Raw genomic sequence first — 22,048 nt, forward strand, 5'->3', positions numbered from 1 at the left:
AAAAGGTTAACGGCGCGGCAACCTGATTTTAGCGGTCGCTCGCTACCCCCTGCCGCTCAACCTTTGACCGGCAGGGAGACGGCGCTTGTTCATGGACCGACAGATCGAAAGCGCGCCGGACGCCACGGCCGATGGTCTGTTTCAGGCAATCGGCCGCTTTCTGTTCGACCAGCGGCTGGAGCCGACGCCGGTCAACTACGGCTTCGCCTATCGCGTCCTCGGCGATCCGGCGGGGCCGCTGGCATATGCCGTGGCGACGCTGACCGATGGCGGGGTCCGGCTGACCAGCGACGAGGTGCTGACGCTCGGCGAACGGGTCGAGGCAGGGGATGTCGTCGGTCGCCGGATCAGCCCGCCCGACCGCCGCCTGTCGTTCCACGCCGAAACCGAACGACAGGTCGCGGGCTTCGAATCGATCATGCAGGGAATCGTCCACGAAACCCATGCCTTCGGTCGCGATCTCGCCGCGAGCGAGGATGCGTTGCGGCGGTCGCGCGAAACCCATCCCGACAGCGACCTGTTCCTCACCGAACTGGCGCGGATCACCGCGCAGATGCGCGAACGGGTCGACGTCGCCGAAGCCCGGCTGGCGCAGGCGACGCAGGAAGCGAGCGAGCTGCGGCGGCAACTCGCCCGCGCCCGCGACGATGCACGGCGCGATGCGCTGACCGGCCTGCCCAACCGCCGGGCGTTTGAGGAAGCGCTGGCCGTCACCACCGGCGATTCGTGCCATCTGGCGATCTGCGACGTCGATCATTTCAAGGCGATCAACGATCGCTACGGCCATCCGGTCGGCGACCGCGTGTTGAAGGCGATCGGCGCGACGCTCGCCCGCGCCTGCGAGGGGCATCTCGTCGCCCGCTATGGCGGGGAGGAATTCACCGTGCTGCTGAGCGACGTTTCCGCCGACGAAGCCTGTGCCCTCCTCCAAGCAGCCCGCAGCGCGGTCGCGGCGCGGCGCTATCGGTTGCGCGAGAACGACCAGTTGATCGAGGGCATCACCCTGTCGGCAGGGATCGTCACCTTGCGCGGGGACGAAAGCGCGTCGGATGCGCTGCGCCGCGCCGATGGCTATCTCTATGCGGCGAAGCAGGCCGGGCGCGACCGGACGGTCGGCGAATTCTGTCAGGGATCGGTGGAGATCACCTGACCGGAGCAGGGCGTGTCCGTCCTGTTCCGTTTCGCCGACCTTCAGCGCCGTGTCGTCGCGCCCGGTGCCGCCCGGCTGGTTTCCACGATCCTGTTCCCGATCGCGGCAGCGACCCTGCCCGTCGCCACCGTGCCGGCGGTCGCTTGGGGTCAGCGGGCGGCGGTCATTGCCTTGGCCACCGCTTCGGCGACCTTGATCCCGTCGACCGCCGCCGAAAGGATGCCGCCGGCATAGCCCGCCCCCTCGCCCGCCGGGAAGAGTCCGGCGGTGTTGACGCTCTGGAAATCCTCGCCCCGTCGGATGCGCACCGGCGACGAGGTCCGCGTCTCGACCCCGGTCAGCACCGCATCGGGATGGTCGTAGCCCGGGATCGTCCGCCCGAACACGACCAGCGCCTCGCGCATCGCCTTCACCACGAAATCGGGCAGTACCTCGGCCAGATCGGTCAGCGTCACGCCGGGGCGATAGGAGGGTACGACGCTGCGCAACGCCGTGGAGGGCCGTCCGGCGAGGAAGTCCCCCAGCAACTGCGCCGGCGCGCGATACCCGCCCCCGCCCGCGTCATAGGCCTTCGTTTCCAGCGCGCGTTGCAACGCGATGCCGGCAAGGGGGTGGCCCGGATAGTCGCGCATCGGATCGATGCCGACGACGATCCCCGAATTGGCATTGCGTTCGTTGCGCGAATATTGGCTCATGCCGTTGGTCGCGACCCGTCCCGGCTCGGAGGTGGCGGCGACCACCGTACCGCCGGGACACATGCAGAAGCTGTAGACGGTGCGCTGGTTGCTGCAATGATGCGATAGCGTATAGGCCGCCGCCCCCAGAACGGGATGGCCGGCGCACGGGCCGAAGCGCGCTTGATCGATCCAGCTTTGCGGATGTTCGATCCGCACGCCGACCGAAAACGGCTTCGCCTCCAGCATCACGCCGCGATCGTGGAGCATTTCGAACGTGTCGCGCGCGCTATGCCCCAGCGCCAGCACCACCGGCGCATCGACCGCCATCGTTTCCCCGGTTGACAGGTGCAGCGCTGCCAGCCGCCGCGTGCCATCACCCTGCGTTTCGATGGTCAGATCGTCGACCCGGTGGCCGAAACGATATTCGCCGCCGAGTGCCTCGACGGTCGCCCGCATCGATTCGACCATCTGGACCAGCCGGAACGTCCCGATGTGCGGATGCGCCTCGGTCAGAATTTCCGGCGGCGCCCCTGCCTTCACGAATTCGATCAGCACCTTGCGGCTGAGGTGGCGCGGGTCCTTGATCTGGCTCCACAGCTTGCCGTCGGAAAAGGTGCCCGCCCCGCCCTCGCCGAACTGCACGTTCGATTCGGGGTTCAGTTCGCTCCGCCGCCACAGGCCCCAGGTGTCCTGCGTGCGCTCGCGCACCACCTTGCCGCGATCGAGGATGATCGGGCGAAATCCCATCTGCGCGAGGATCAGCCCGGCGAACAGGCCGCACGGCCCGGCGCCCACGACGATCGGTCGCGGACCGGCATAGTCGGCGGGCATGGTGGTGACGAAGCGATAGCCGGTGTCGGGCGTCGGCCCGACCGTCCGGTCGCGGCGGGTGCGCCCCAGCACCTGCGCTTCGTTCTTCAGCGTCACGTCGACCGAATAGACGAGCTGAATATCGTCCTTGTCGCGCGCATCATGCGCCCGGCGGGCGATGGTATAGCGGATCAGGTCGCGCGGGGTGATCCGCAGCTTGTCGCGAATCGCGGCGACCAGCGCCTCTTCGGGATGATTGAGCGGCAGTTTCAGTTCGGTGATGCGCAGCATCGGCGCATTTAAACGCGGTCGCCGGCGAAGGGAACCGCCTTGGCGTGCCGCGGCGATGACGATAGGCCATGGCGCATGACGCCGCTTTCCCGGATCGTGTTCGCCCTGTTCGTGCTGCTGATGGCGCCTGCCGCCCGGGCGCAGTCGGACCCCGTGGCCTATGCGCCCCGGCTAGACCGCGCGGCGAACGAGCTGGGCACGGTCGATGGATTGCTCGACACCCGCCCCGAACGCGATGCCCGCGCTACCTTGCGAACCCGTGCGCAGGTGGTCCGCAGCGACACGCTCGACGCCGCACAGCAGTCGCAGGCCGAACTGACCCGGATCGACGCGCGCCTCGCCCAACTGGGGCCTGCCGCGACCGGCGAGGACCCGGCGATCCGCAGCGAACGCGCCGCCTTGGCCCGCCAGCACGGCGTCCTCGATTCGGCGACCAAGCGCGCGCGGCTGCTCGCGGTCGAGGCGCAGCAACTGATCGACGAGATCAGCGCGGGCGAGGCCGCCGAATTCAGCCAGAAGCTGTTTGGCAAGGTATCCTCGCCGCTCACGCCGGCGTTCTGGAGCGCGATCCTCCACGCCGTACCGCGCGACCTGCACCGGTTGCAGCGCTTCGTCGCCGTCGAGGCCATGACGATCGGCCGGCCGGGGTTGCACCATCTGTGGCCGCTGCTGACCGGGCTGGCCGTCGCCATCGCGCTGCTGGGACCGGCGCGGCTGGCGATGGGGCGGGTCGGGCAACGCCTGCTGATCGAAGGCGCGCCGGGCCGCCGGGTCCGGCGATCCGCCAACGCGCTGTGGCGGGTGCTGGTCGGCACGCTCGCCCCGTTGCTGGCGACGGCGGCGGTAGTGGCGGGTGCGCGCTGGTCAGGGCTAGTCGCCGACCGCTGGGACGGACCGCTCGACGCATCGATCTTCGCGATCGGCTTCGCTAGCTTCGCCAGCGCGGTGCTCGGCGCGGTGCTGATGCGCGGCCAGCCGAGCTGGCGCGTCGCGCCGATCGGTAACGATGCCGCGAACCGGCTGCGCCCGTTCTCGTTCCTGCTCGCGATACTCGCGGCGGTCGCGGTAATGCTCGATTCGATCAATGCCGCGATCGGCGTCAGCGATGCGGCACGCACCGCGGCGCATGCGCTGCTGGCGCTGCTCCACCTGTCGCTCATCGCCGCCGCGCTGTTCGCGATCGGCCGGCTGCGCAGCACGCGCGACGACGGCACCGCTGCCCCCGCCGATACCGGGCGCGCCGCGATCGCGCTGGTCGCATGGGGCATCGTCGTGGTCGCGCTGCTGGCACTGGCGATCGGCTATATCGGCTTCGGCCTGTTCCTCGGGCAGATGGTCGCGTGGACCGTGGTGCTGGGCGGCGCGGTCTATCTGGCGCTCACTGCGATCGACGATGTCGCGACCTCGGCGTTCGATCGCGGCAGCCGGCTGGGGATCGCGCTGACGCGCGGGCTGGGGGTGCGCGGCGGTACCGTCGACCAGTTCGGCGTGCTGCTGTCGGGCGTGTTGCGGGTCCTGCTCGCGGTCGTCGCGCTCGGATTGTGGCTGCTGCCGTTCGGCGGCAGCGGCGTGGCGGACGTGTTCGCGCGGCTGGGCGATCTGGCGCGCGGGGTCGAGGTTGGCGGGGTCGCCATCTCGCCGGGTGCGATCCTGCGCAGCATCGTCGTGCTGGTCATCGGGCTGACGCTGGTGCGCGGCTTCATGCGCTGGCTGGAGGGGCGCTATCTTCCCGCCACCGATCTGGATGGCAGCGGGCGCAATTCGGTTAGCTTGGTAGCGCGCTATGTCGGCATCGCGCTGGCGGTCATCTGGGCGCTCGCCTCGCTCGGCATCGGGATCGAGCGGATCGCGCTGCTTCTCTCGGCGCTGTCGGTCGGCATCGGCTTCGGGCTTCAGGCGATCACCCAGAATTTCGTTTCCGGCCTGATCCTGCTCGCCGAACGACCGATCAAGATCGGCGACCTGATCCGCGTCGGCACCGACGAGGGCGACGTGAAGCGCATCAGCGTGCGATCGACCGAGATCACGCTCGCCGACCATTCGACGCTGATCGTCCCCAATTCCGAACTCATCACCAAAAGCGTGCTGAACAAGACGCTGGCGTCACCGCTCGGCCGCATCCAGATTCAGTTCTCGGTCCCGATCGGCACCGATGCGGCGCGGGTCCGTGCGATCGTCCTCGAAGCGTTCGCGCGCGAGGACGCGATCCTCACCGATCCGGCCCCAGCCGCCTTCATCGACTCGATCGTCGACGGGCGGATCGCGTTCAACTGTTTCGCGCATGTCGATTCGCCCCGCTCGGCCTATGGCGCGCGCAGCAACGTGCTGCTCGAACTGCTCGTCCGCTTTCCCGCCGAGGGGATCGAGATGGGCACGGTGCCGCAGCGGCTCGAACTGGTTTCGCCCTTGCCAGCACCGGCCGACGACCGCACAGGCACCCCATGATCCTGCTGACCGATCCGCCCGTCGACCTGCCCGTCCGCGAGGGCGCGGTGATGCGCACCCATGTGTTCCGCCCGGCGGCGCAAGGGCGCTTCCCCGGTGTCGTGCTCTATTCGGAAATCTATCAGGTGACGGCGCCGATCCGGCGGCTGGCGGCGTTCCTCGCCGGGCACGGCTATGTCGTGGCGGTGCCCGAGGTCTATCACGAATACGAAGCGCCGGGCACGGTGCTGGCCTATGATCCGGCGGGGACCGATCGCGGCAACGAACTGAAATTCGCCAAGCCCGTCGCCGCGTTCGACGCCGATGCAACGCGGGTGATCGACTGGCTGGAACGCCATCCCGCCTGCACCGGCGCGATCGGTGCCGCCGGCGTGTGTCTGGGCGGGCATCTCGCCTATCGCGCCGCGCTCGACCCCCGCGTGCGCGCCACCGCCTGTTTCTACCCGACCGACATTCATTCGGGCACGCTGGGCGAGGGCCGAAGCGACGACAGCCTCGCGCGTATCGGCGAGATCGCCGGCGACATCCTGTTCGTCTGGGGGCGGCAGGACCCGCACGTCTCCTTCGCCGGACGCCAGGCGATCCGCGAGGCACTGGAGAATGCCGGCACCCGCTACGAATGGCACGAGGTCAACGCCCAGCACGCCTTTCTGCGCGACGAGGGGCCGCGTTACGATCCGGCGCTGTTCGTGCAGGCGACGGCATGGATGCTCGCGCTGTTCCAGCGGGCGTTGCGCGACTGAGCCTTGCATGGACGCGGGCGGCGCGGCACCAAGCGGTGTCCGCTTCGTGGGAGATCGAGTGATGCGCCGTCTGGCCGCCCTGTTGTCCGCCGCCCTGCTCGCCACTCCCGCGCTGGCGCAAGGTCCGACCACCCCCGGTGGCCGGGAAGCGCTGTCGCTGCTGTCCCGGGGAATTGCGTTCCGCACCGTCGCCGGTCAGGGGCAGGTGCCGGTCTATGCCGCGTATCTGAAGGCGCAACTGGTCGCCGCCGGCCTCCCCGCCGACGCGATCGAATTCGTGGCCATGGGCGATACCGGCTATCTGGTGGCGCGCTATGCCGGGCGCGACCGGGCGGCCAAGCCGACCGTGCTGCTGGGGCATATGGATGTCGTTGCCGCCGATCCGGCCGACTGGACGCGCGATCCGTTTACCCCGGTGGTCGAGGGCGGCTATGTGTTCGGGCGCGGGTCGCTCGACAACAAGGGCGACGTCTCGATCCTCGTCGCGACGCTGATGCAGTTGAAGCGCGCCGGCTGGGTTCCGGCGCGCGATGTCGTGCTGTTGCTGACCGGCGACGAGGAAACGACGATGGCGACGACCCGCGCCGCCGCCGAACGGTTCAAGGATGCCGCGCTGGTGCTGAACGCCGATGCCGGCGGCGGCACGCTGAACGAGGCGGGCAAGCCGACCGTCTATGGCTTGCAGGCGGCCGAGAAAGTGTACGGCGACTTCCGCCTGACGATTACCGATGCCGGCGGCCATTCCAGCCGCCCGGGGCCGGTCAACGCCATCGCCCGACTGGCGGCGGCGGTCGGCCGGATCGCCGCCTATCGCTTCCCGCCCGAACAGAATGCGATCACCAAGGCGTATCTGGCAGGCAGCGCCGCCAACAACCCCGGCCCCACCGGCGACGCGATGCGCGCCTTCGCCGCCAACCCGAACGACACCGCCGCCGCCGATCTGCTGTCGTCGAAGCCCGAATTCGTCGGACAGGTCCGCACCACCTGCGTGCCCACGCAGTTCAACGGCGGGCATGCGCCCAACGCGCTGCCGCAGCGCGCGGTCGCCAACATCAACTGCCGCATCTTTCCCGGCACCTCGCGCGCGTCGATTCAGGCGAAGCTGACCAGCCTCATCGCCGATCCGGCGATTCGGATCGAGCTGATCGACAACGGCACGATCGAGGCGGGAGCCTCCCCGCTCGAACCGCGCGTGCTGGCGGCGGTGCGGGCGGCGGTGGCGAAGCGCGCGCCGGGCACGCCCGTCATCCCGGCGATGGAAGCGGGCGCGACCGATTCGATGCACTTTCGCGCGCGCGGCATCCCCGCGTTCGGCATCGGCAGCGTGTTCATGAAGCCATCGGACGAATTCGCCCATGGTCTGAACGAACGCCTGCCCGTCGCGTCGTTCGATGCCGGGGTCGCGTGGTGGGAATCGCTGCTCAGGGCGCTGGCGTGATCGGTCCTGCCGAGCGCAGATAGGCGATGACGTCGGCACGCCGCAGCGGGTCGGCGATCCCGCCGAACATCATCCGCGTCCCCGGCACCATCGCGACGGGGTTCGCCAGCCAGCGGTCCATCGTCGCCGCGTCCCATCGTCCGCCATGGTCGATCAGCGCCTGACTATAGCCGAAGCGCGGATCGGCGGCGACGGCGCGTCCCATGATGCCGTACAGATTGGGACCGGCGAGCGCCTGCCCACCCTGTCCGATCGTATGGCACTGGCCGCATTGCCCGAAGGCGCGTTTGCCGGCATCGACGCTGGCGACGCGCAGCAGCGCGTCGAGCGAGGGGTTCGGCCCCGCCGCGCGCAATCGGGCCGCGCGGTCGTCGTCACCACCGCCGCAACCCGCCAACAGCACCGCCAGCGCGAACATCACCGCCGCTCTCATCGATCGCGCCGCACCGTTTCCCACGCCACCCGCTGCAACGCGACCGCCGTCTGCGGCGACAACCCCAGATCGCGCGCGGCGCGCTCGTCTGCCCCTAGCTTGCGCACGTCATGGCCCGTCACCTGTCCGAAGATCGTCAGCGCCTCGAGATAATAGCCCTCGGTGCTGCCGTGATAGTGATCGTTGCCCCACAAGCCGATCTTGCCCGGATCGATCCCGTCATAGGGGTTGGCGTCGGCAAGGCCGGCGGCGATCGCGCGGTTCCACGCCAGCCCGACCGGCACGACGCGGCGGACGCCCGGTGCCTGCCGCTTCGCCGTCCGGTTCGCCCTCGCCAGGTCCTCGGCCATCGTCGCGATCGGCTTGCCCGACCACGGGCTGCCGGGGCGGTAGGTCAGATCGGCGCGCGACCATGTGCTGACCAGCCGCACATCGGCCCGGGGGTTGCGCGCCCGGATCAGCGCCGCGAGCCGCGCGGCGGCGGCGGCATGGCGCGTCGGATCGCCCGGCCGCTGCGCATCGAGCGTCGAATAACCCTGCAACAGCACCACGTCCCATCGCCGGTCGATCTGCGCGCGTTTGTTGGCGGCGTGATACGCCAGGTCCTTGCCCGGCGACGTTTCGAGAGACACCTGCCACTCCAGCCCGGCCTGTTCGGCGAAGCTGCGGAACAACGCGGGCACACCGCCGATCCCCTCGCCGTTCAGGTCGGTGACGCTGTCGGGGCGGTAGCGTTCGACCGGCGATCCCGCGCCGAAGGTGAAGCTGTTGCCGACGAACAGGATGTCGCGCGCCGCCGCCGGCGACGCGGTCAGGATCAGACAGAGGGTCAGGACGGTACGCAGCATCCCGGCCACCCTATCGGGTCCCACATCCGGCGTCACGCCGCCTTGCTGGCGGCCTCGAACTCGGCGCGCAAATCCTCGATGGTGGCGATCAGATGGCCCTTCAGCATCGCCTCCACCGCCGGTCCGTCGCCGGCCAGCCATGCGTCGAGGAGCAGTTTGTGTTCGACATGCGCCCGGTCGCCCCGTCCGGCGGGGCGCAGATGGGCGACGACATAGCGTTCGGCGAGGACCGACAGGCGTTCGACCAGTTGCACGGTCAGCTCGCGTCCCGGCGCGCGGACCAGCGCGGCATGGAACGCGCGGTTGCACGCCGCCGCCTCGACCAGATCGCGGGTCATCGCCGCGTCGAGCCGTTCGAACGCATCGAGCAACTGCGCGCGATACGTGTCGTCGGCACGGGTCGCCGCATAGGCCGCCGCCGCGGGTTCGACGACGATGCGCAACTCGTAGATTTCCTCGGCCTGTCCCGCCGACATCGGCTGGACGGTATAGCCCCGGTTCGCCTGGCTGGCGATCAGCCCCTCCTGTTCCAGCCGGGCCAGCGCCTCGCGCAGCGGAATCTTGCTCACGCCCAGTTCGGCGGCGAGCGAATCCTGCCGGATCGGCGCGCGTTCGATCAACGCCCCGCTGACGATGCGTTCGCGCACGATTTCGAAGACGCGGTCGGACAGGGTACGGACGTGAAGCGTCACACGATATTCCTTCGGCGGCGGAGGCATTCACGCCGAAGCGTGTCGTTAGGCATATGCGCTGATTGTTTCAGATGCCCGCCCCACGATCAATCCGCTTTGTGACACCGGTATCCAAAATATCTTCGACGTGAGTGGGTTACCGCCGGTCGCATCCCGACTTGCGCGCGCGGACCGCGCATGGGACGTCACCGGGCAATGTCCGCCCCGTGGTTCCATGCCCTTGCCCTCTCCGCGATCCTGCTGTTGTCGGCCTGCGCCGGCGGCGAGCGCGATACGCCGGCACCGCCCGCCATCCGCCCCCGCCCGGCCGGACCGATCACGCTGACCGGCGCGACGCCGCGCGACACGCAGCAATGCTATGCCGATCTGTCGGCGGCGGGGGTCCGTTTCAGCCCGCTGCCCGACCGCGATTACGGTTCGGGTTGCGTGGTGCTGGGCGCGGTGCAGTTGCTCGACATCGGCGTGCCGGTTGCGGGGCTGAAGGCGATCCGCTGTCCGGCGGCGCGGGCGATGATCGGCTGGATCCGCCATGGCGTGCGCCCGGCGGCACGGCAGATGCTGGGCAGCGACGTGGTGAAGATCGACAGTTTCGGCACCTATGCCTGTCGCGGGATCGTCGGCGGGGGTGCGCGCTCGGCCGGGCGGGTGTCCGAACACGGCCTTGCCAACGCAGTCGACATCGCCGCCTTCGTGCTGGCCGACGGGCGGCGAATATCGATCGAGCGCGACTGGAACGGCGACGATGCCGACAAGCGCGAGTTCCTGCGCGTGATCCAGCGATCGGCCTGCAAGCGATTCGTCACCACCCTCACCCCCGATTACAACGCCGCCCATTACAATCACCTCCACCTCGACATGGGCGGGCGACCGCTATGTCGTTGACGTATCGCGCTTGCTTGGGCGGGGGGCGGTGATTACAAGTCCATCGTCTATGACCGACACCAAAGTCCCGTCCCGCGTGTTCCGCGGGGCAAAGCAGGAAGCCGAAGCCGCCCGCACGCAGCTCGCCACCCCGCAGACCGAGCATCCCGCCTATCGCCTGGCGTTCCAGGACATGGAATTCCTGCTGCGCGAGGATCTGCGCCCGGTGCGGTTCCAGCTCGAACTGCTCAAGCCCTCGCTGCTGCTCGACGAGGCGAACATCGCCTCGACCTTCGTCATCTACGGCTCGGCGCGCATTCCCGAGCCGGACAAGGCCGAGATGCTCCTCGAGCTGGCGCAGGACGATGCCTCGCGCGCGATCGCCGAGCGGATGATCGCCAAGGCGCGGTATTACGACGTGGCGCGCGAGCTGGCGTTCCATGCCAGCCAGTTCCCCAACGACACGAACGGCAAGCGCCATTTCGTCGTGTGTTCGGGCGGCGGTCCCTCGATCATGGAAGCCGCCAATCGCGGCGCGAACGAGGCGGGCGCCGAATCGATCGGGCTCAACATCGTCCTACCGCATGAACAGGCGCCCAACCCGTATGTCACCCCGGCGCTGTCGATGCAGTTCCACTATTTCGCGCTGCGAAAGATGCACTTCCTGCTGCGCGCGCGGGCGGTGGCGGTGTTCCCCGGCGGCTTCGGCACATTCGACGAAAGCTTCGAATTGCTGACACTGATCCAGACCGGCAAGATCGATCCGATCCCGGTGCTGTTCTATGGCCGCGAGTTCTGGGAACGGGTCGTGAACTGGGACGCACTGGTCGAAGAGGGCGTGATCTCGGCCCGCGATCTCGACCTCATCACCTTCGTCGAAACGGCCGAGGAAGGCTGGGACGTGGTCAAGCGGTTCTACGCCGACAAGAAGTAGGCGGTTCGGTTTCGGAGCTTACGGATACCGTTATGCTCCCCTCCCTTGTCAGGGAGGGGAGTCGTTCTAGTCGTGCCCCGGCCCCAGCGTCGGGTCAAGGTCGCGCGGGCGGGTGAAGCGGATCAGGTGGCCACAGCCATCGTCCGCCGCCGCCCAGTCGCCGTCGAGCTCGAGCACCGCGACCGAGGCGGTCGGGAATTTCTCCTCGACCGCGCCGCGGAGGGGGTTGCTCTCAGCCGACAGCAGCAGGACGAGATCTTCCAGCCCCGGATTATGCCCGACCAGCAACGCGCGATCGGTATCCGCCGGCAACGCGCGCACCACGTCGAGCAGCGTCGCCGCCGACGCCAGATAGAGCGAGCGGTCGCTGTTGCACGCCGGCAGATCGCCATAGCCACGCCCGAAATGATCGAGCGTCTGCACCACGCGAAGCGCGGGGCTGGCGACGAGATGATCGAAGCGCAGTTCCTCGCGCAGAAGATGCCGGCCCATCGCGGTCGCGGCGCGTGCGCCCTTGGCGTTCAGCGGCCGGTCGAAATCGCGTGCGACGGGATCGTCCCAGCCCGACTTGGCGTGGCGCAGCAGCGTCAGCGTCTTCATGAAGGCGGCTCCATCGACAGGGCAGCCGCCCCATGCCCGACTTCGCCCCCCAAGGAAAGGGCGCGCGCGACCGCTTCGTCGAGCGTACAGCGCGTGACCGGCGTCCCTTCGGGAAACGCCCCCAGCAGGCGCGAGGGCATGGCCGACGATAGCAACACGAACAGCCCGCGATCGTCGGCGCGGCGGATTAGCCGCCCGAACGCCTGCGCCAGCCGCGCACGGACCACCCGGTCGTCATAGGCGCTGCCGCCGCCGGCCAGCCGCCGCGCGGCGTGGAGCACGCCGGGCTTCGGCCATGGCACCCCCTCCATCACCACCATCCTGAGCGACCGGCCGGGCACGTCGACGCCGTCGCGCAGCGCATCGGTGCCGATCAGCGAGGCGCGTGGATCGTCGCGAAAGATGTCGACCAGCGTACCGGTATCGATCGGGTCGACATGCTGGGCATAGAGCGGCAGCCCGTCGCGCGCCAACCGGTCGGCGATACGGGCATGGACGCCGCGCAACCGGCGGATCGCGGTGAACAGGCCGAGCGTCCCGCCGCCCGCCGCGACGATCAGCCGGCCATAGGCGTTGGCAAGCGCGCTCAGGTCACCGCGGGTCACGTCGGTGACGATCAGCACCTCGGCCTGCGTCGCATAGGCGAACGGGCTCGGCGCCTCGAAATGGTCGGGGCTGCGCGGCAGGTGCGGCGCGCCGACCCGCGCGTCGGCGGTTGCCCAGTCGCCGCCGGCGCGCAGCGTCGCCGAGGTGACGAGTACGCCATGCGCCGGTTTGAGCACCGTTTCGGCGAACGGCCGGGTGGGGTCGAGCCAGTGGCGGTGCAGCCCCATGTCATATTCGCGCCCTTCGACCCGGTCGACCGCCAGCCAGTCGACGAAGTCGGGATCGGCCGGGCCGCCGATCCGGGCGAGCAGCCGGCCCCATGCCCCGACCGTCTCCGCGCGCCAGCCGAGCGAGGCGATCGCCCCTTCGCAGCGCGCGCGCGCCGGGCCGTCGAGCCAGTCCGGCCCCTCGGCCAGCACCGCCTCCAGCCGCTTGCCGAGCGCCACCAGCGGGCGCAGCAGCGCGTCGAGCGCCTGCGCGGCCGGCGCGGCGGCATCGACCAGCTCGGGCGGCGGCTCGGCCAGTTCGGTTTCCAAGCCGTACCCCGCCTCGCCATCCTTCGCGCGGGCGAACACGACGCCGCGCACCGCGCCCAACAATTCCTCGACCGGACCGAACGGCGCGCCTTCCTGCACCCGCGCCAACCAGCCGTCGGCAGGCAGCGCGCGCGCCGCCTCGACCGCCGCCGCCACCGCCGCACCGCCCGCCGCATCATAGCTCGCCACGTCGGACAGGCGCGCCGCCAGCCCGCGCCGCCGCCCGCGCCCGCCGCCTTCCGGCCCCAGCACCCAGCGGCGGATTTCGATCGCCTCTGCCCCGGTCAGCGCGGCGGAGAACATCGCGTCGGCGGCATCGAACAGGTGATGGCCTTCGTCGAACACATAGCGCGTCGGCCGCGTCCCCGTCTCGCGCCCGCGCGCGGCGTTGACCATCACCAGCGCATGATTGGCGATGACGATGTCGGCCTTGGCCGACGCGCGCGCGGCGCGTTCGATGAAGCATTTGCGATATTGCGGACAGCCGGCATAGATGCACTCGCCGCGCCGGTCGGTCAGCGCGGTCGATCCGTTGCGGCGGAACAGCGTCGGCAACCATCCGGGCAGGTCGCCGCCGACCATGTCGCCATCGGCGCTATAGGCCGCCCAGCGCGCGACGAGATGGGCGAGGATCGCTGCTCGCCCCTGAAATCCGCCCTGCAACGCATCCTCGAGGTTGAGCAGGCACAGATAGTTTTCGCGACCCTTGCGCGTCACCACCCGTTCGCGCCGTAGCGCCGGATCGGGGAACACCCGCTCGCTTTCCTGCGCCAACTGGCGTTGCAGCGCCTTGGTAAAGGTCGACACCCATACCGCGCCGTCCGCCGCCTCCGACCACAGCGAGGCAGGGGCGAGATAGCCGAGCGTCTTGCCGATGCCCGTTCCCGCCTCGGCCAGCACCAGATTGGGGGTATCGCGCGCCATGCGTGGGCCGAAGGCGGCGGCGGCGGCACCGGCGAAGGCGCGCTGGCCGCTGCGCGCCTCGGCACTCGCTCCGGTCAGCCGCGCCAGCCGTTCGCCGATCGCATCGGCGGCGAGCGTGACGTTGCGCGGGGCGGCACGCGGCGCTTCCTCGTCCCATTCGGGAAGTTTCGTGAACAGCCAGCGTTCGGCGGTTTCGGGCTTGGGCAGCACCTGTCCCAGCGCCGGTGCCCATGGCCAGCGCAGGCGGAACAGCGACTGGGCGGCGGTCCATGCCCCTTCCTGTTCGGGCCATGGCGCCGATGCCGTTTCCAGAAGCCTGACGGCCGCCGCGCGCAACGATCCCGCGACCTCGGCCTCGTCGACCGGGACCGGCTGGCCCAGCGCCTGTGCCAGCCCCTTGGGCGTCGGCACCGCGAACCGCGCGGGATGGACGAAGGCAAACAGTTCGAGCAGGTCTAGCCCCGACAGATCGGCATAGCCCAGCCGCTGCCCGATCAGCGGCGCGTTGAGCAGGATCGTCGGCGTATCGGCGGCGCAGGCGATCGCCTCGCCCCGACTGACCTCGCGCACACCGTCGCTGTCGGCGATCCAGACCCCCGAATGGCTGGCGTGCAGGGCGGGATAGGGCAGCATCGTTCCGCCTTACCGCCGGACAGTCAGGAACGGAAGCGGAACGCTTCGCCCGTGCGGTTTTTCCGTGATGCCGATCGGCCCGGTCGCGGCCCGCGTCCCCGCCCGACAACCGCCGGCCGGGGGATCGTCATCGTCGCCGGGCGGGCCGCGACGATCATCGAAATGGCCGGACGTTCGCTTACCACAGCACGCCCTTGTGCGGCGTCGCCGGTTCGGGTGCGGGATCGCCGATGCCCTGCAACAGATCGATCTCGATCGTGCGGCACATGGCGCACAGCGGCAGATCGTGGACGGTATTGGCGAACGGATCGGTCAGATCCTCGCCGATCTGGAGCACGGCAAGAAACATCAGCCCGGCGATGCCCGACCCCAGCGGCGTCGCAACGCCCAGCGTCTCGACCAGTCCGATCGGCAGCAGCACGCAGAACAGGCGGGTGAACAGCGCAGGGAAGAAGCGATACTGGTTGGGCAGCGGCGTGTTCTTGATCCGCTCCATTCCGCCCTGCGCGTTGGCGATGTCGATGAGCACCCGCTCGAGGCTGTGCTGCTGCATGCTGTCGATCCAGCCACGGCGATGGCTCTCGGCGATGCGCATGCCGGTGCCGTCGAGCAGCCCGTTGGCGGTGTTGGTGCGCCCGAGCGGTTCGCCCGCCTCGTCGCGCGACAGGAAGCGGTGGACATCGTCCTTGGGGTCCTGTCGCCGCAACTGGCACCGCAACGCATTGACGTAGGCAATCTGGCGCAACACGATCGAACGCTTGAGATCGCGCTTCTCGCCCTCGTCCTCCGGCCCCAGAAACGCGATCGCGCCCCGCGCCAGGTTGCGCGAAGCGTTAATCATCGATCCCCACAGGATGCGCCCTTCCCACCAGCGCTGATACGCCGAGTTCACCCGGAAGCCGAGGAACAGCGCCAGCGCCGACCCGAACAGCGTCAGCGGCAGGCTGGGCGCACGGAAGGGCAGCACAAAATAGATGATGGTGACGATCACGTCCCAGACGAACAGTCCGGTCGCCGGCTTCCAGACTTCGGCGATGATCCGCGTATAGCGGGGGGTAGCGGTGACGATCATGCGCGTCCGGTACGCGCAAACCATGACATGGTTGCGTTGCGAAATGTTGCACAATGTAGAAATTCCGCGACCATGCGCGTATCAGCAGCGCCATGACCGACGACATCCTCCGCAATGCAGCACTGGTTTCAAAGGCTTGGCCGTATGAGGAGGCGCGCAAGCTGTTGAAGCGCTATCCGAACGGAAAAGCGGATGGCGCGGCGATCCTGTTCGAGACGGGCTATGGCCCCTCCGGCCTGCCGCATATCGGCACGTTCAACGAAGTGCTGCGCACGACGATGGTCCGCCGCGCGTTCATGGAACTGTCCGACCAGCCGACGCGGCTGATCGCCTTTTCGGACGACATGGACGGGTTGCGCAAGGTGCCCGACAATGTCCCGAACGGCGACATGCTGCGCGAACACCTCGGCAAGCCGCTCAGCGAAATTCCCGATCCGTTCGGCACGCACGAGAGCTTCGCCGCGCATAACAACGCGCGGCTGCGCGGCTTTCTCGATCAATATGGCTTCGACTATGAGTTCGCGTCCTCGACCGACTATTATCGCGGCGGCCGGTTCGACGAGGCGCTGAAGGGCGTATTGCGTCACTATCAGTCGATTCTCGACATCATGCTGCCGACGCTGGGGGCCGAACGCCGCGCGACCTATTCGCCGGTGCTGCCGATCAGCCCGACGTCGGGGGTGGTGTTGCAGGTGCCGGTCGAGGTGCTCGACGCCGACACCGGCATGGTCGCCTTCGTCGACGAGGGGCAGCGGATCGAACAGTCGATCCTGTCGGGCGGGGCCAAGCTGCAATGGAAGGTTGACTGGGCAATGCGCTGGGTGGCGCTCGGCGTCGATTACGAGATGGCGGGCAAGGACCTGATCGATTCGGTAACGCAGTCGTCGAAGATCGCGCGGGTGCTGGGCGCCCGTCCGCCCGAGGGCTTCAACTACGAGATGTTCCTCGACGAACATGGCCAGAAGATCAGCAAGTCGAAGGGCAACGGCCTCAGCCTCGAACAATGGCTGACCTATGGCCCGCCCGAAAGCGTCGCCTTCTATGCCTATCGCGAGCCGAAGAAGGCCAAGCAACTCCATCTGGGCGTGATCCCGCGCGCGATCGACGAATATTGGCAGTTCCGCGCCAATTACGCCGATCAGCCGATCGAACAGAAGCTCGGCAATCCGGTGCATCATATCCACGGCGGCGAACCGCCGGCCGACACGCTGCCGGTGACGTTCGGGCTGTTGCTCAACCTCGTCGGGGTGATGGGCGACGCGACCAAGCCGCAGGTCTGGGGCTATCTCGCCAATTATGTCGCGGATGCCTCGGCCGAGCGCTATCCTGCGCTCGACGCGCTGATCGACCATGCGCTGGCCTATGTCCGCGACGTCGCCGACAAGCCGCTGCGTCGTGCGCCCACGGATGTCGAGCGGGCCGCGCTCGAACGGCTGGACGGCGAACTGGCGGCGATGCCGGACGATGCCAGCGCCGAAGATATTCAGAACGTGGTGTACGAGATCGGCAAGACCGCCGGGTTCGAATCCCTGCGCGACTGGTTCAGGGCCTGCTACGAAACGCTGCTCGGCACACCACAGGGGCCGCGCATGGGCAGCTTCATCGCGCTGTACGGCATCGACAATTCGCGCAAGCTGATCGCCGAGGCGCTGGCGCGGTAAGGACGACCTTCGTCATTCCCGCGAAGGCGGGAATCCATAACCGCGAACGTTTCGATCAATCCACGACGTCGGTGCATATCGATTCCCGCCTGCGCGGGAATGACGGCAATTACCGCGCCGCCATCCGCCGCGCGAAATACACCTCGACCGCGCGGCGGACGCTCTGCGCGATCGCGCGGCGACCTTCGGCGGATTCGAGCCGTTCGGCGTCGGCCTCGTTCGAGATATAGCCGGTTTCGAACAGGATCGACGGCAGGTCGGGGGCCTTCAGCACCATCAGCGACGCCATGCGGTGGTAATTGGGCTTCAAGGGCACCTGCCCCTGCGCCTCGCGGCCGAGCAGCCGGGCGAAACCGGCCGAGGCGTTCATCGTCTCGCGCTGGGTCAGGTCGATCAGGATCGACGAGATGTCGGCGCTTTGTTTGCCGAGATCGACCCCGGCGAGAATGTCCGCCTTGTTCTCGCGCGCCGCCAGCCGTGCCGCCTCACGATCGGACGCGACTTCGGACAGGGTGTAGATGCTCGCACCCGTGGCATTGGGGTTTTCGGCACTGTCGCAATGGACCGAGATGAACAGGCTGGCCCCCAGCCGCCGTGCGATCGCATAGCGTTCCTGAAGGACGAGGAATTCGTCACGGTCGCGGGTCAGCGCCACGCGCACCCGCCCGCCGTCGAGCAGCGCGTCGCGCATGGCGCGCGCGGCTTTCAGCGTCAGATCCTTTTCGCGCGCGCCGCTGTGCGGCGAGATCGCGCCGGGATCATGCCCGCCATGCCCGGCATCGATCACCACCAGCGGCCGGTCGGCGTCGCCCTGCACACGCGGCAGCGCGATGCCGCCGCGCCGTGCCGGGACCGGCACCGATACCGTCGCGCGCCGGTCGACGATCATCGCGGCGCTCGACGACACCGGCACGCTTGCCGCCGCGACCAGTCCGGTGGAGAAACGCATCCGCCCCGCCGTCGTCGCGCGCAGGAAGCGATCGGGGTCGACGCGGCGCAGGTTGATCGTCAGCTTGCGGCCATGATCCGAAAACCGCCCGCCGGTGACAACCGCCGGTTCGGCGAGATCGAACACGATGCGCGCGCCATCGGCACCCCGCGCGCCCAGCCGCACCCCGGCCACCGGTCCACCGGTCGATCGACGGCCACCGGGCACCGCACCGTCGATGTCCACCGCGATCCGGTCCGGCCCGCCGAGCAGGAAGGCGGCGGCCGCCCCGACCGGATCGTCGAAGCGCACGACGATCCGGTCGTCGGACACGCGGACATCCTCGACCGCGCGTGCCGCGGCGGGTGCGCCGCCGAACCAGATCGACAGCATGGCGAGCATCCATCCCATGCCCTCGCTATGCCGTGGGTTCACAAACCCGGTCCAGCCCAAAACCATGATATGGCACCTGCCCCGACTATCGATGGTGATGGTGTATCCCACGCTCCTTCAACCCCGGGTGAACCAGCCTGCTGAATCGACCGTTAACCTTTTGTTCGGCTTTGCTACGCTACCGCAACGATCCCGCAGCGCTGTTGCCGAGCGGCAGGGGCGGTGCTACGCATTAACCCACGTCGGTCTGGCCTCATGGTTTTCACGATCCGACGCGGCACCCCGCCGCGATCCGCTGCGGGGGTATTTCAGGTTGACGCTCGCATGTGGCAAGTTCCGTCCCGCCCCGCCCGTGCCGCTTTTGCGGCCGGCGTTCGGGCGACGGTGATGTCCCGGGAACCCGGGTTGCCCATGCCAGCAGACGCATTTTCCATCAATCGCGCGCAGGCCGGCGGCACACGACGCCCCGCCATGCGCCATGGCGCGCCGACGCGGACTGCGGTTCCGCGCGCCCGGAGAGTATCACATGACCACGCGGATGCTGATCGACGCACGCCACCGGGAGGAAACCCGGGTCGCCGTCGTCAAGGGTAACCGGATCGAGGAATTCGATTTCGAATCGGCCGAGCGCAAGCAGCTCAAGGGCAATATCTATCTCGCCAAGGTGACGCGGGTCGAACCGTCGCTCCAGGCGGCGTTCGTCGATTACGGCGGCAACCGCCACGGCTTCCTCGCTTTCAGCGAAATCCACCCCGATTATTACCAGATTCCCAAGGAAGACCGCGACGCGCTGCTGGCCGAAGAGGCCGAGCATGCCGCCGAGGAAGCGGCGCTGCGCGCGGGCGAGCATGACGACGACGTCGATTACGACGACGACGACCATCATGACGATGTCGACGGCGGCGTCGAACTGGTCGAGCGCGACGAGGACGACGACGATCACGACGGCGACGAGGAAGGCGACGCCCCCGCCGCCCCGCGCCCTCGCAAGACCGGCGGCGACGATGCCGCGGTCGAGGCGCTGCGCCAGCGCCGGCTGAACCTGCGCCGTCGCTACAAGATCCAGGACGTGATTCGCCGGCGGCAGGTGCTGCTGGTGCAGGTCGTGAAGGAAGAGCGCGGCAACAAGGGCGCGGCGCTGACCAGCTATCTGTCGCTCGCCGGGCGCTACTGCGTGCTGATGCCCAACACCGCGCACGGCGGCGGGATCAGCCGCAAGATCAGCTCGGCCGCCGATCGCAAGCGGCTGAAGTCGATCATGGCCGAAATGACGCTGCCCGCGTCGATGGGCTGCATCGTCCGCACCGCCGGCCTCCAGCGCAGCCGGCAGGAGATCAAGCGTGACTTCGATTACCTCGCCCGCCTGTGGGACGGTATCCGCGACCAGACGCTGACCTCGTCGGCACCGGCGCTGGTCTATGGCGACAGCGACCTCATCAAGCGTGCGATCCGCGACATCTACAACAAGGACATCGACGAGGTGATCGTCGAGGGCGAGGACGGCTTCCGCCACGCCAAGGACTATATGCGGCTGCTGATGCCCGCGCACGCGCGCCGGGTGAAGCAATATGCCGACGCGGTGCCGCTGTTCCAGCGCGCGCATGTCGAGGATCAGCTGGCCGCGATGTACAATCCGGTCGTGCAGCTCAAATCGGGCGGCTATCTGGTCATCAACCCGACCGAGGCGCTGGTGTCGATCGACATCAACTCCGGCCGGTCGACCCGCGAACACAATATCGAGCAGACCGCGACCGCGACCAACCTCGAAGCGGCGCAGGAAATCGCGCGCCAGTTGCGCCTGCGCGACATGGCCGGCCTCGTCGTGATCGACTTCATCGACATGGACCATGGCTCGAACGTCCGCAAGGTCGAGAAGGCGATGAAGGAGGCGTTGAAGAACGATCGCGCCCGCATCCAGGTCGGCCGCATCTCCGCCTTCGGGCTGATGGAAATGAGCCGCCAGCGGCTGCGCACCGGCGTGCTGGAGGCATCGACCCGCCAGTGCCCGCATTGCGAGGGCACCGGGCTGGTCCGCACCGCTTCGTCGGCGGGCCTGTCGGCGCTGCGGCTCATCGAGGACGAGGCGGCGCGCGGGCGCGGCTCGGTCATCATGCTGCGCGCGAGCCAGGAAGCGGCCTTCTACGTGCTCAACAAGAAGCGCGCCGACATCGCCGAGGTCGAGGATCGCTATGGCGTGATCGTCGAGATCATCCCCGATGCCGAGATCGAGGGCGCGCGCATGGCGGTCGAGGCGTCGGGCCCGCCGCCGGCGCATCCGCCGAAGATCGAGCCGCTGGTCGTCATCGACGACGAAGACGACGCCTATGACGAGGTCGAGGAAGAGGTCGAGGTCGAAGCCGAGGACGAAGCGGTCGTCGAGGACGCGCCGCGTGCGCCGCGCAGCGACGACGAAGGTGAAGGCCGTGGCAAGCGCCGCCGCCGCCGGCGTGGTCGCCGCGGTCGCAACCGTGAGGAAGGCGAGGCCGAGGACAGCGAAGACGGTGCCGACGACGCCGAGCCGACCGACGAGGACGGTAGCGACGATGGCGAGGACGACGCTGTCGAGGAAACCGTCGAGGCGGACGCCGACACCAACGCTGCGGCTCCGATCGAAGCCGGCGACGACAGCAACCGCCGCAAGCGGCGTCGGCGCGGTCGGCGTGGTGGTCGTCGCGGTGACGCTGCGTTCGATGCCGCCGATGGCGCGGTAGCGATCGCCGACCTGCCGACCGAGGACAGCGACGAGGGGGCGGAACCGGCCGCCATCGCCGCACCCGAGGCGGACGCCGAACCTGCCCCGCAGGCAGTGGTCGCAGCGCCGGAAGCCGAACCGGCCCCGGCACCCAAGCGGACCCGCCGCCGGCCAAGCGCCCGCGCCAAGGTCGAGGCAACGACGGCCGAGACGCCCGCCGAGCCGGTGACGATCGAGGCAGGCGATGCCGCGCCGGTGGTGACGCCCGAACCGGCGGCACCGGTGGAAGTGGAAGCCGAGGCCGAACCCGCGCCGAAGCCCAAGCGCACCCGTCGTCGCAAGGCCGACGCCGAAGCGGTAGCCGAACCGGCGGTGGAAGCACCCCCCGCGCCGGCCACGCCCGAGGCGGACGCCGAACCCGCGCCGAAGAAGCGCCGGGCACCGCGTCGCAAGGCGGCAGCGCCGGCCGAACCGGCCGTGACCGAGGCCGACGTGCCCGCTGATGCAGCGCCTGCCGCCGCCCCGGTGGCAGCGGACGTGCCCGCCGCCGACTCCGAACCGGCGGAAGCGACTGACGATCCGTCGGAAGCGGGTGGCGACGCCAACGCGCCGCGTCGCGGCTGGTGGCAACGCACCTTCGGCTGATCGCCGGATTGAACGAAGGGGCGGCATCTCACGCGG

The 22,048-nt window shown here is 68.9% G+C and carries 16 protein-coding genes; 8 read left to right on the forward strand and 8 right to left on the reverse strand.

From position 1 onward, the window contains the following. Positions 1-91: 91 nt before the first annotated feature. Positions 92-1,150: a GGDEF domain-containing protein gene (locus LRA89_RS13555; protein ID WP_230770979.1), complete on the forward strand. Its 1,059-nt coding sequence runs from the start codon at positions 92-94 to the stop codon at positions 1,148-1,150. A gap of 149 nt (positions 1,151-1,299) precedes the next feature. On the opposite strand, the gene LRA89_RS13560 is transcribed toward LRA89_RS13555, so the two are convergent. After that, positions 1,300-2,928 (reverse strand): NAD(P)/FAD-dependent oxidoreductase, encoded by a 1,629-nt coding sequence (locus LRA89_RS13560; protein ID WP_230770981.1) that lies wholly within the window; start codon positions 2,926-2,928, stop codon positions 1,300-1,302. 75 nt (positions 2,929-3,003) lie between these two features. Here LRA89_RS13560 and LRA89_RS13565 point away from each other — a divergent pair, with 75 nt between their 5' ends. From LRA89_RS13565 to LRA89_RS13575, 3 genes are all read left to right on the forward strand, one after another. Beyond that, positions 3,004-5,373 carry a DUF3772 domain-containing protein gene (locus LRA89_RS13565; protein WP_230770983.1) on the forward strand — a complete coding sequence of 790 codons (2,370 nt, stop codon included), beginning with the start codon at positions 3,004-3,006 and terminating at the stop codon, positions 5,371-5,373. After that, positions 5,370-6,116, forward strand: coding sequence for a dienelactone hydrolase family protein (locus tag LRA89_RS13570; protein ID WP_230770986.1), 747 nt, complete (start codon positions 5,370-5,372; stop codon positions 6,114-6,116). The genes LRA89_RS13565 and LRA89_RS13570 overlap by 4 nt, the downstream gene beginning before the upstream one ends. 61 nt (positions 6,117-6,177) lie before the next feature. Beyond that, entirely contained in the window at positions 6,178-7,554 is a 1,377-nt protein-coding gene (locus LRA89_RS13575; protein ID WP_230770988.1) for a M20/M25/M40 family metallo-hydrolase, read from the forward strand. Here the strand turns inward: LRA89_RS13575 and LRA89_RS13580 are convergent. Genes LRA89_RS13580 through LRA89_RS13590 form a run of 3 tightly spaced genes read right to left on the reverse strand, consistent with a single transcriptional unit; the run spans position 7,538 to position 9,527 of the window. Then, positions 7,538-7,987 carry a c-type cytochrome gene (locus tag LRA89_RS13580; RefSeq protein ID WP_230770990.1) on the reverse strand — a complete coding sequence of 150 codons (450 nt, stop codon included), beginning with the start codon at positions 7,985-7,987 and terminating at the stop codon, positions 7,538-7,540. The genes LRA89_RS13575 and LRA89_RS13580 overlap by 17 nt on opposite strands. Then, entirely contained in the window at positions 7,984-8,835 is an 852-nt protein-coding gene (locus LRA89_RS13585; RefSeq protein WP_230770992.1) for a PEP-CTERM sorting domain-containing protein, read from the reverse strand. Before LRA89_RS13585 ends, LRA89_RS13580 begins: the two co-directional genes overlap by 4 nt. A 32-nt stretch (positions 8,836-8,867) precedes the next feature. Next, positions 8,868-9,527 (reverse strand): GntR family transcriptional regulator, encoded by a 660-nt coding sequence (locus tag LRA89_RS13590; RefSeq protein ID WP_056493585.1) that lies wholly within the window; start codon positions 9,525-9,527, stop codon positions 8,868-8,870. Between the two features lie 195 nt (positions 9,528-9,722). Here LRA89_RS13590 and LRA89_RS13595 point away from each other — a divergent pair, with 195 nt between their 5' ends. Both LRA89_RS13595 and LRA89_RS13600 read left to right on the forward strand, forming a co-directional pair. Then, on the forward strand, positions 9,723-10,409 hold the full coding sequence (locus tag LRA89_RS13595) for an extensin family protein (RefSeq protein WP_230770994.1): 687 nt from the start codon (positions 9,723-9,725) through the stop codon (positions 10,407-10,409). A 49-nt stretch (positions 10,410-10,458) separates the two neighbouring features. Further along, positions 10,459-11,322, forward strand: coding sequence for a TIGR00730 family Rossman fold protein (locus LRA89_RS13600; RefSeq protein ID WP_055761956.1), 864 nt, complete (start codon positions 10,459-10,461; stop codon positions 11,320-11,322). 66 nt (positions 11,323-11,388) lie between these two features. Here LRA89_RS13600 and LRA89_RS13605 read toward each other — a convergent pair whose 3' ends face one another. From LRA89_RS13605 to LRA89_RS13615, 3 genes are all read right to left on the reverse strand, one after another. Continuing rightward, positions 11,389-11,922 (reverse strand): SixA phosphatase family protein, encoded by a 534-nt coding sequence (locus tag LRA89_RS13605; protein ID WP_230770996.1) that lies wholly within the window; start codon positions 11,920-11,922, stop codon positions 11,389-11,391. Next, the gene (locus LRA89_RS13610; RefSeq protein WP_230770998.1) at positions 11,919-14,621 is read right to left on the reverse strand and encodes an ATP-dependent DNA helicase; all 2,703 of its coding nucleotides are present in this window, start codon (positions 14,619-14,621) and stop codon (positions 11,919-11,921) included. Before LRA89_RS13610 ends, LRA89_RS13605 begins: the two co-directional genes overlap by 4 nt. 178 nt (positions 14,622-14,799) lie before the next feature. Continuing rightward, a complete protein-coding gene (locus tag LRA89_RS13615) occupies positions 14,800-15,693 on the reverse strand; it encodes a bestrophin family protein (RefSeq protein WP_055761962.1) in 894 nt (297 codons plus the stop codon). A gap of 92 nt (positions 15,694-15,785) precedes the next feature. Between LRA89_RS13615 and LRA89_RS13620 the strand changes: the two genes are divergently transcribed. Next, positions 15,786-17,354, forward strand: coding sequence for a lysine--tRNA ligase (locus tag LRA89_RS13620; RefSeq protein WP_230771000.1), 1,569 nt, complete (start codon positions 15,786-15,788; stop codon positions 17,352-17,354). Positions 17,355-17,463: 109 nt separating this feature from the next. On the opposite strand, the gene LRA89_RS13625 is transcribed toward LRA89_RS13620, so the two are convergent. Further along, entirely contained in the window at positions 17,464-18,693 is a 1,230-nt protein-coding gene (locus LRA89_RS13625; RefSeq protein WP_230771002.1) for an N-acetylmuramoyl-L-alanine amidase, read from the reverse strand. Positions 18,694-19,201: 508 nt separating this feature from the next. On the opposite strand from LRA89_RS13625, the gene LRA89_RS13630 reads away from it, so the two are divergent. After that, entirely contained in the window at positions 19,202-22,012 is a 2,811-nt protein-coding gene (locus tag LRA89_RS13630) for an Rne/Rng family ribonuclease (protein WP_230771005.1), read from the forward strand. The last annotated feature ends 36 nt before the right edge of the window (positions 22,013-22,048 follow it).

This window comes from Sphingomonas sp. Leaf4 (genome assembly GCF_920939515.1).
Classification (GTDB): Bacteria; Pseudomonadota; Alphaproteobacteria; order Sphingomonadales; family Sphingomonadaceae; genus Sphingomonas.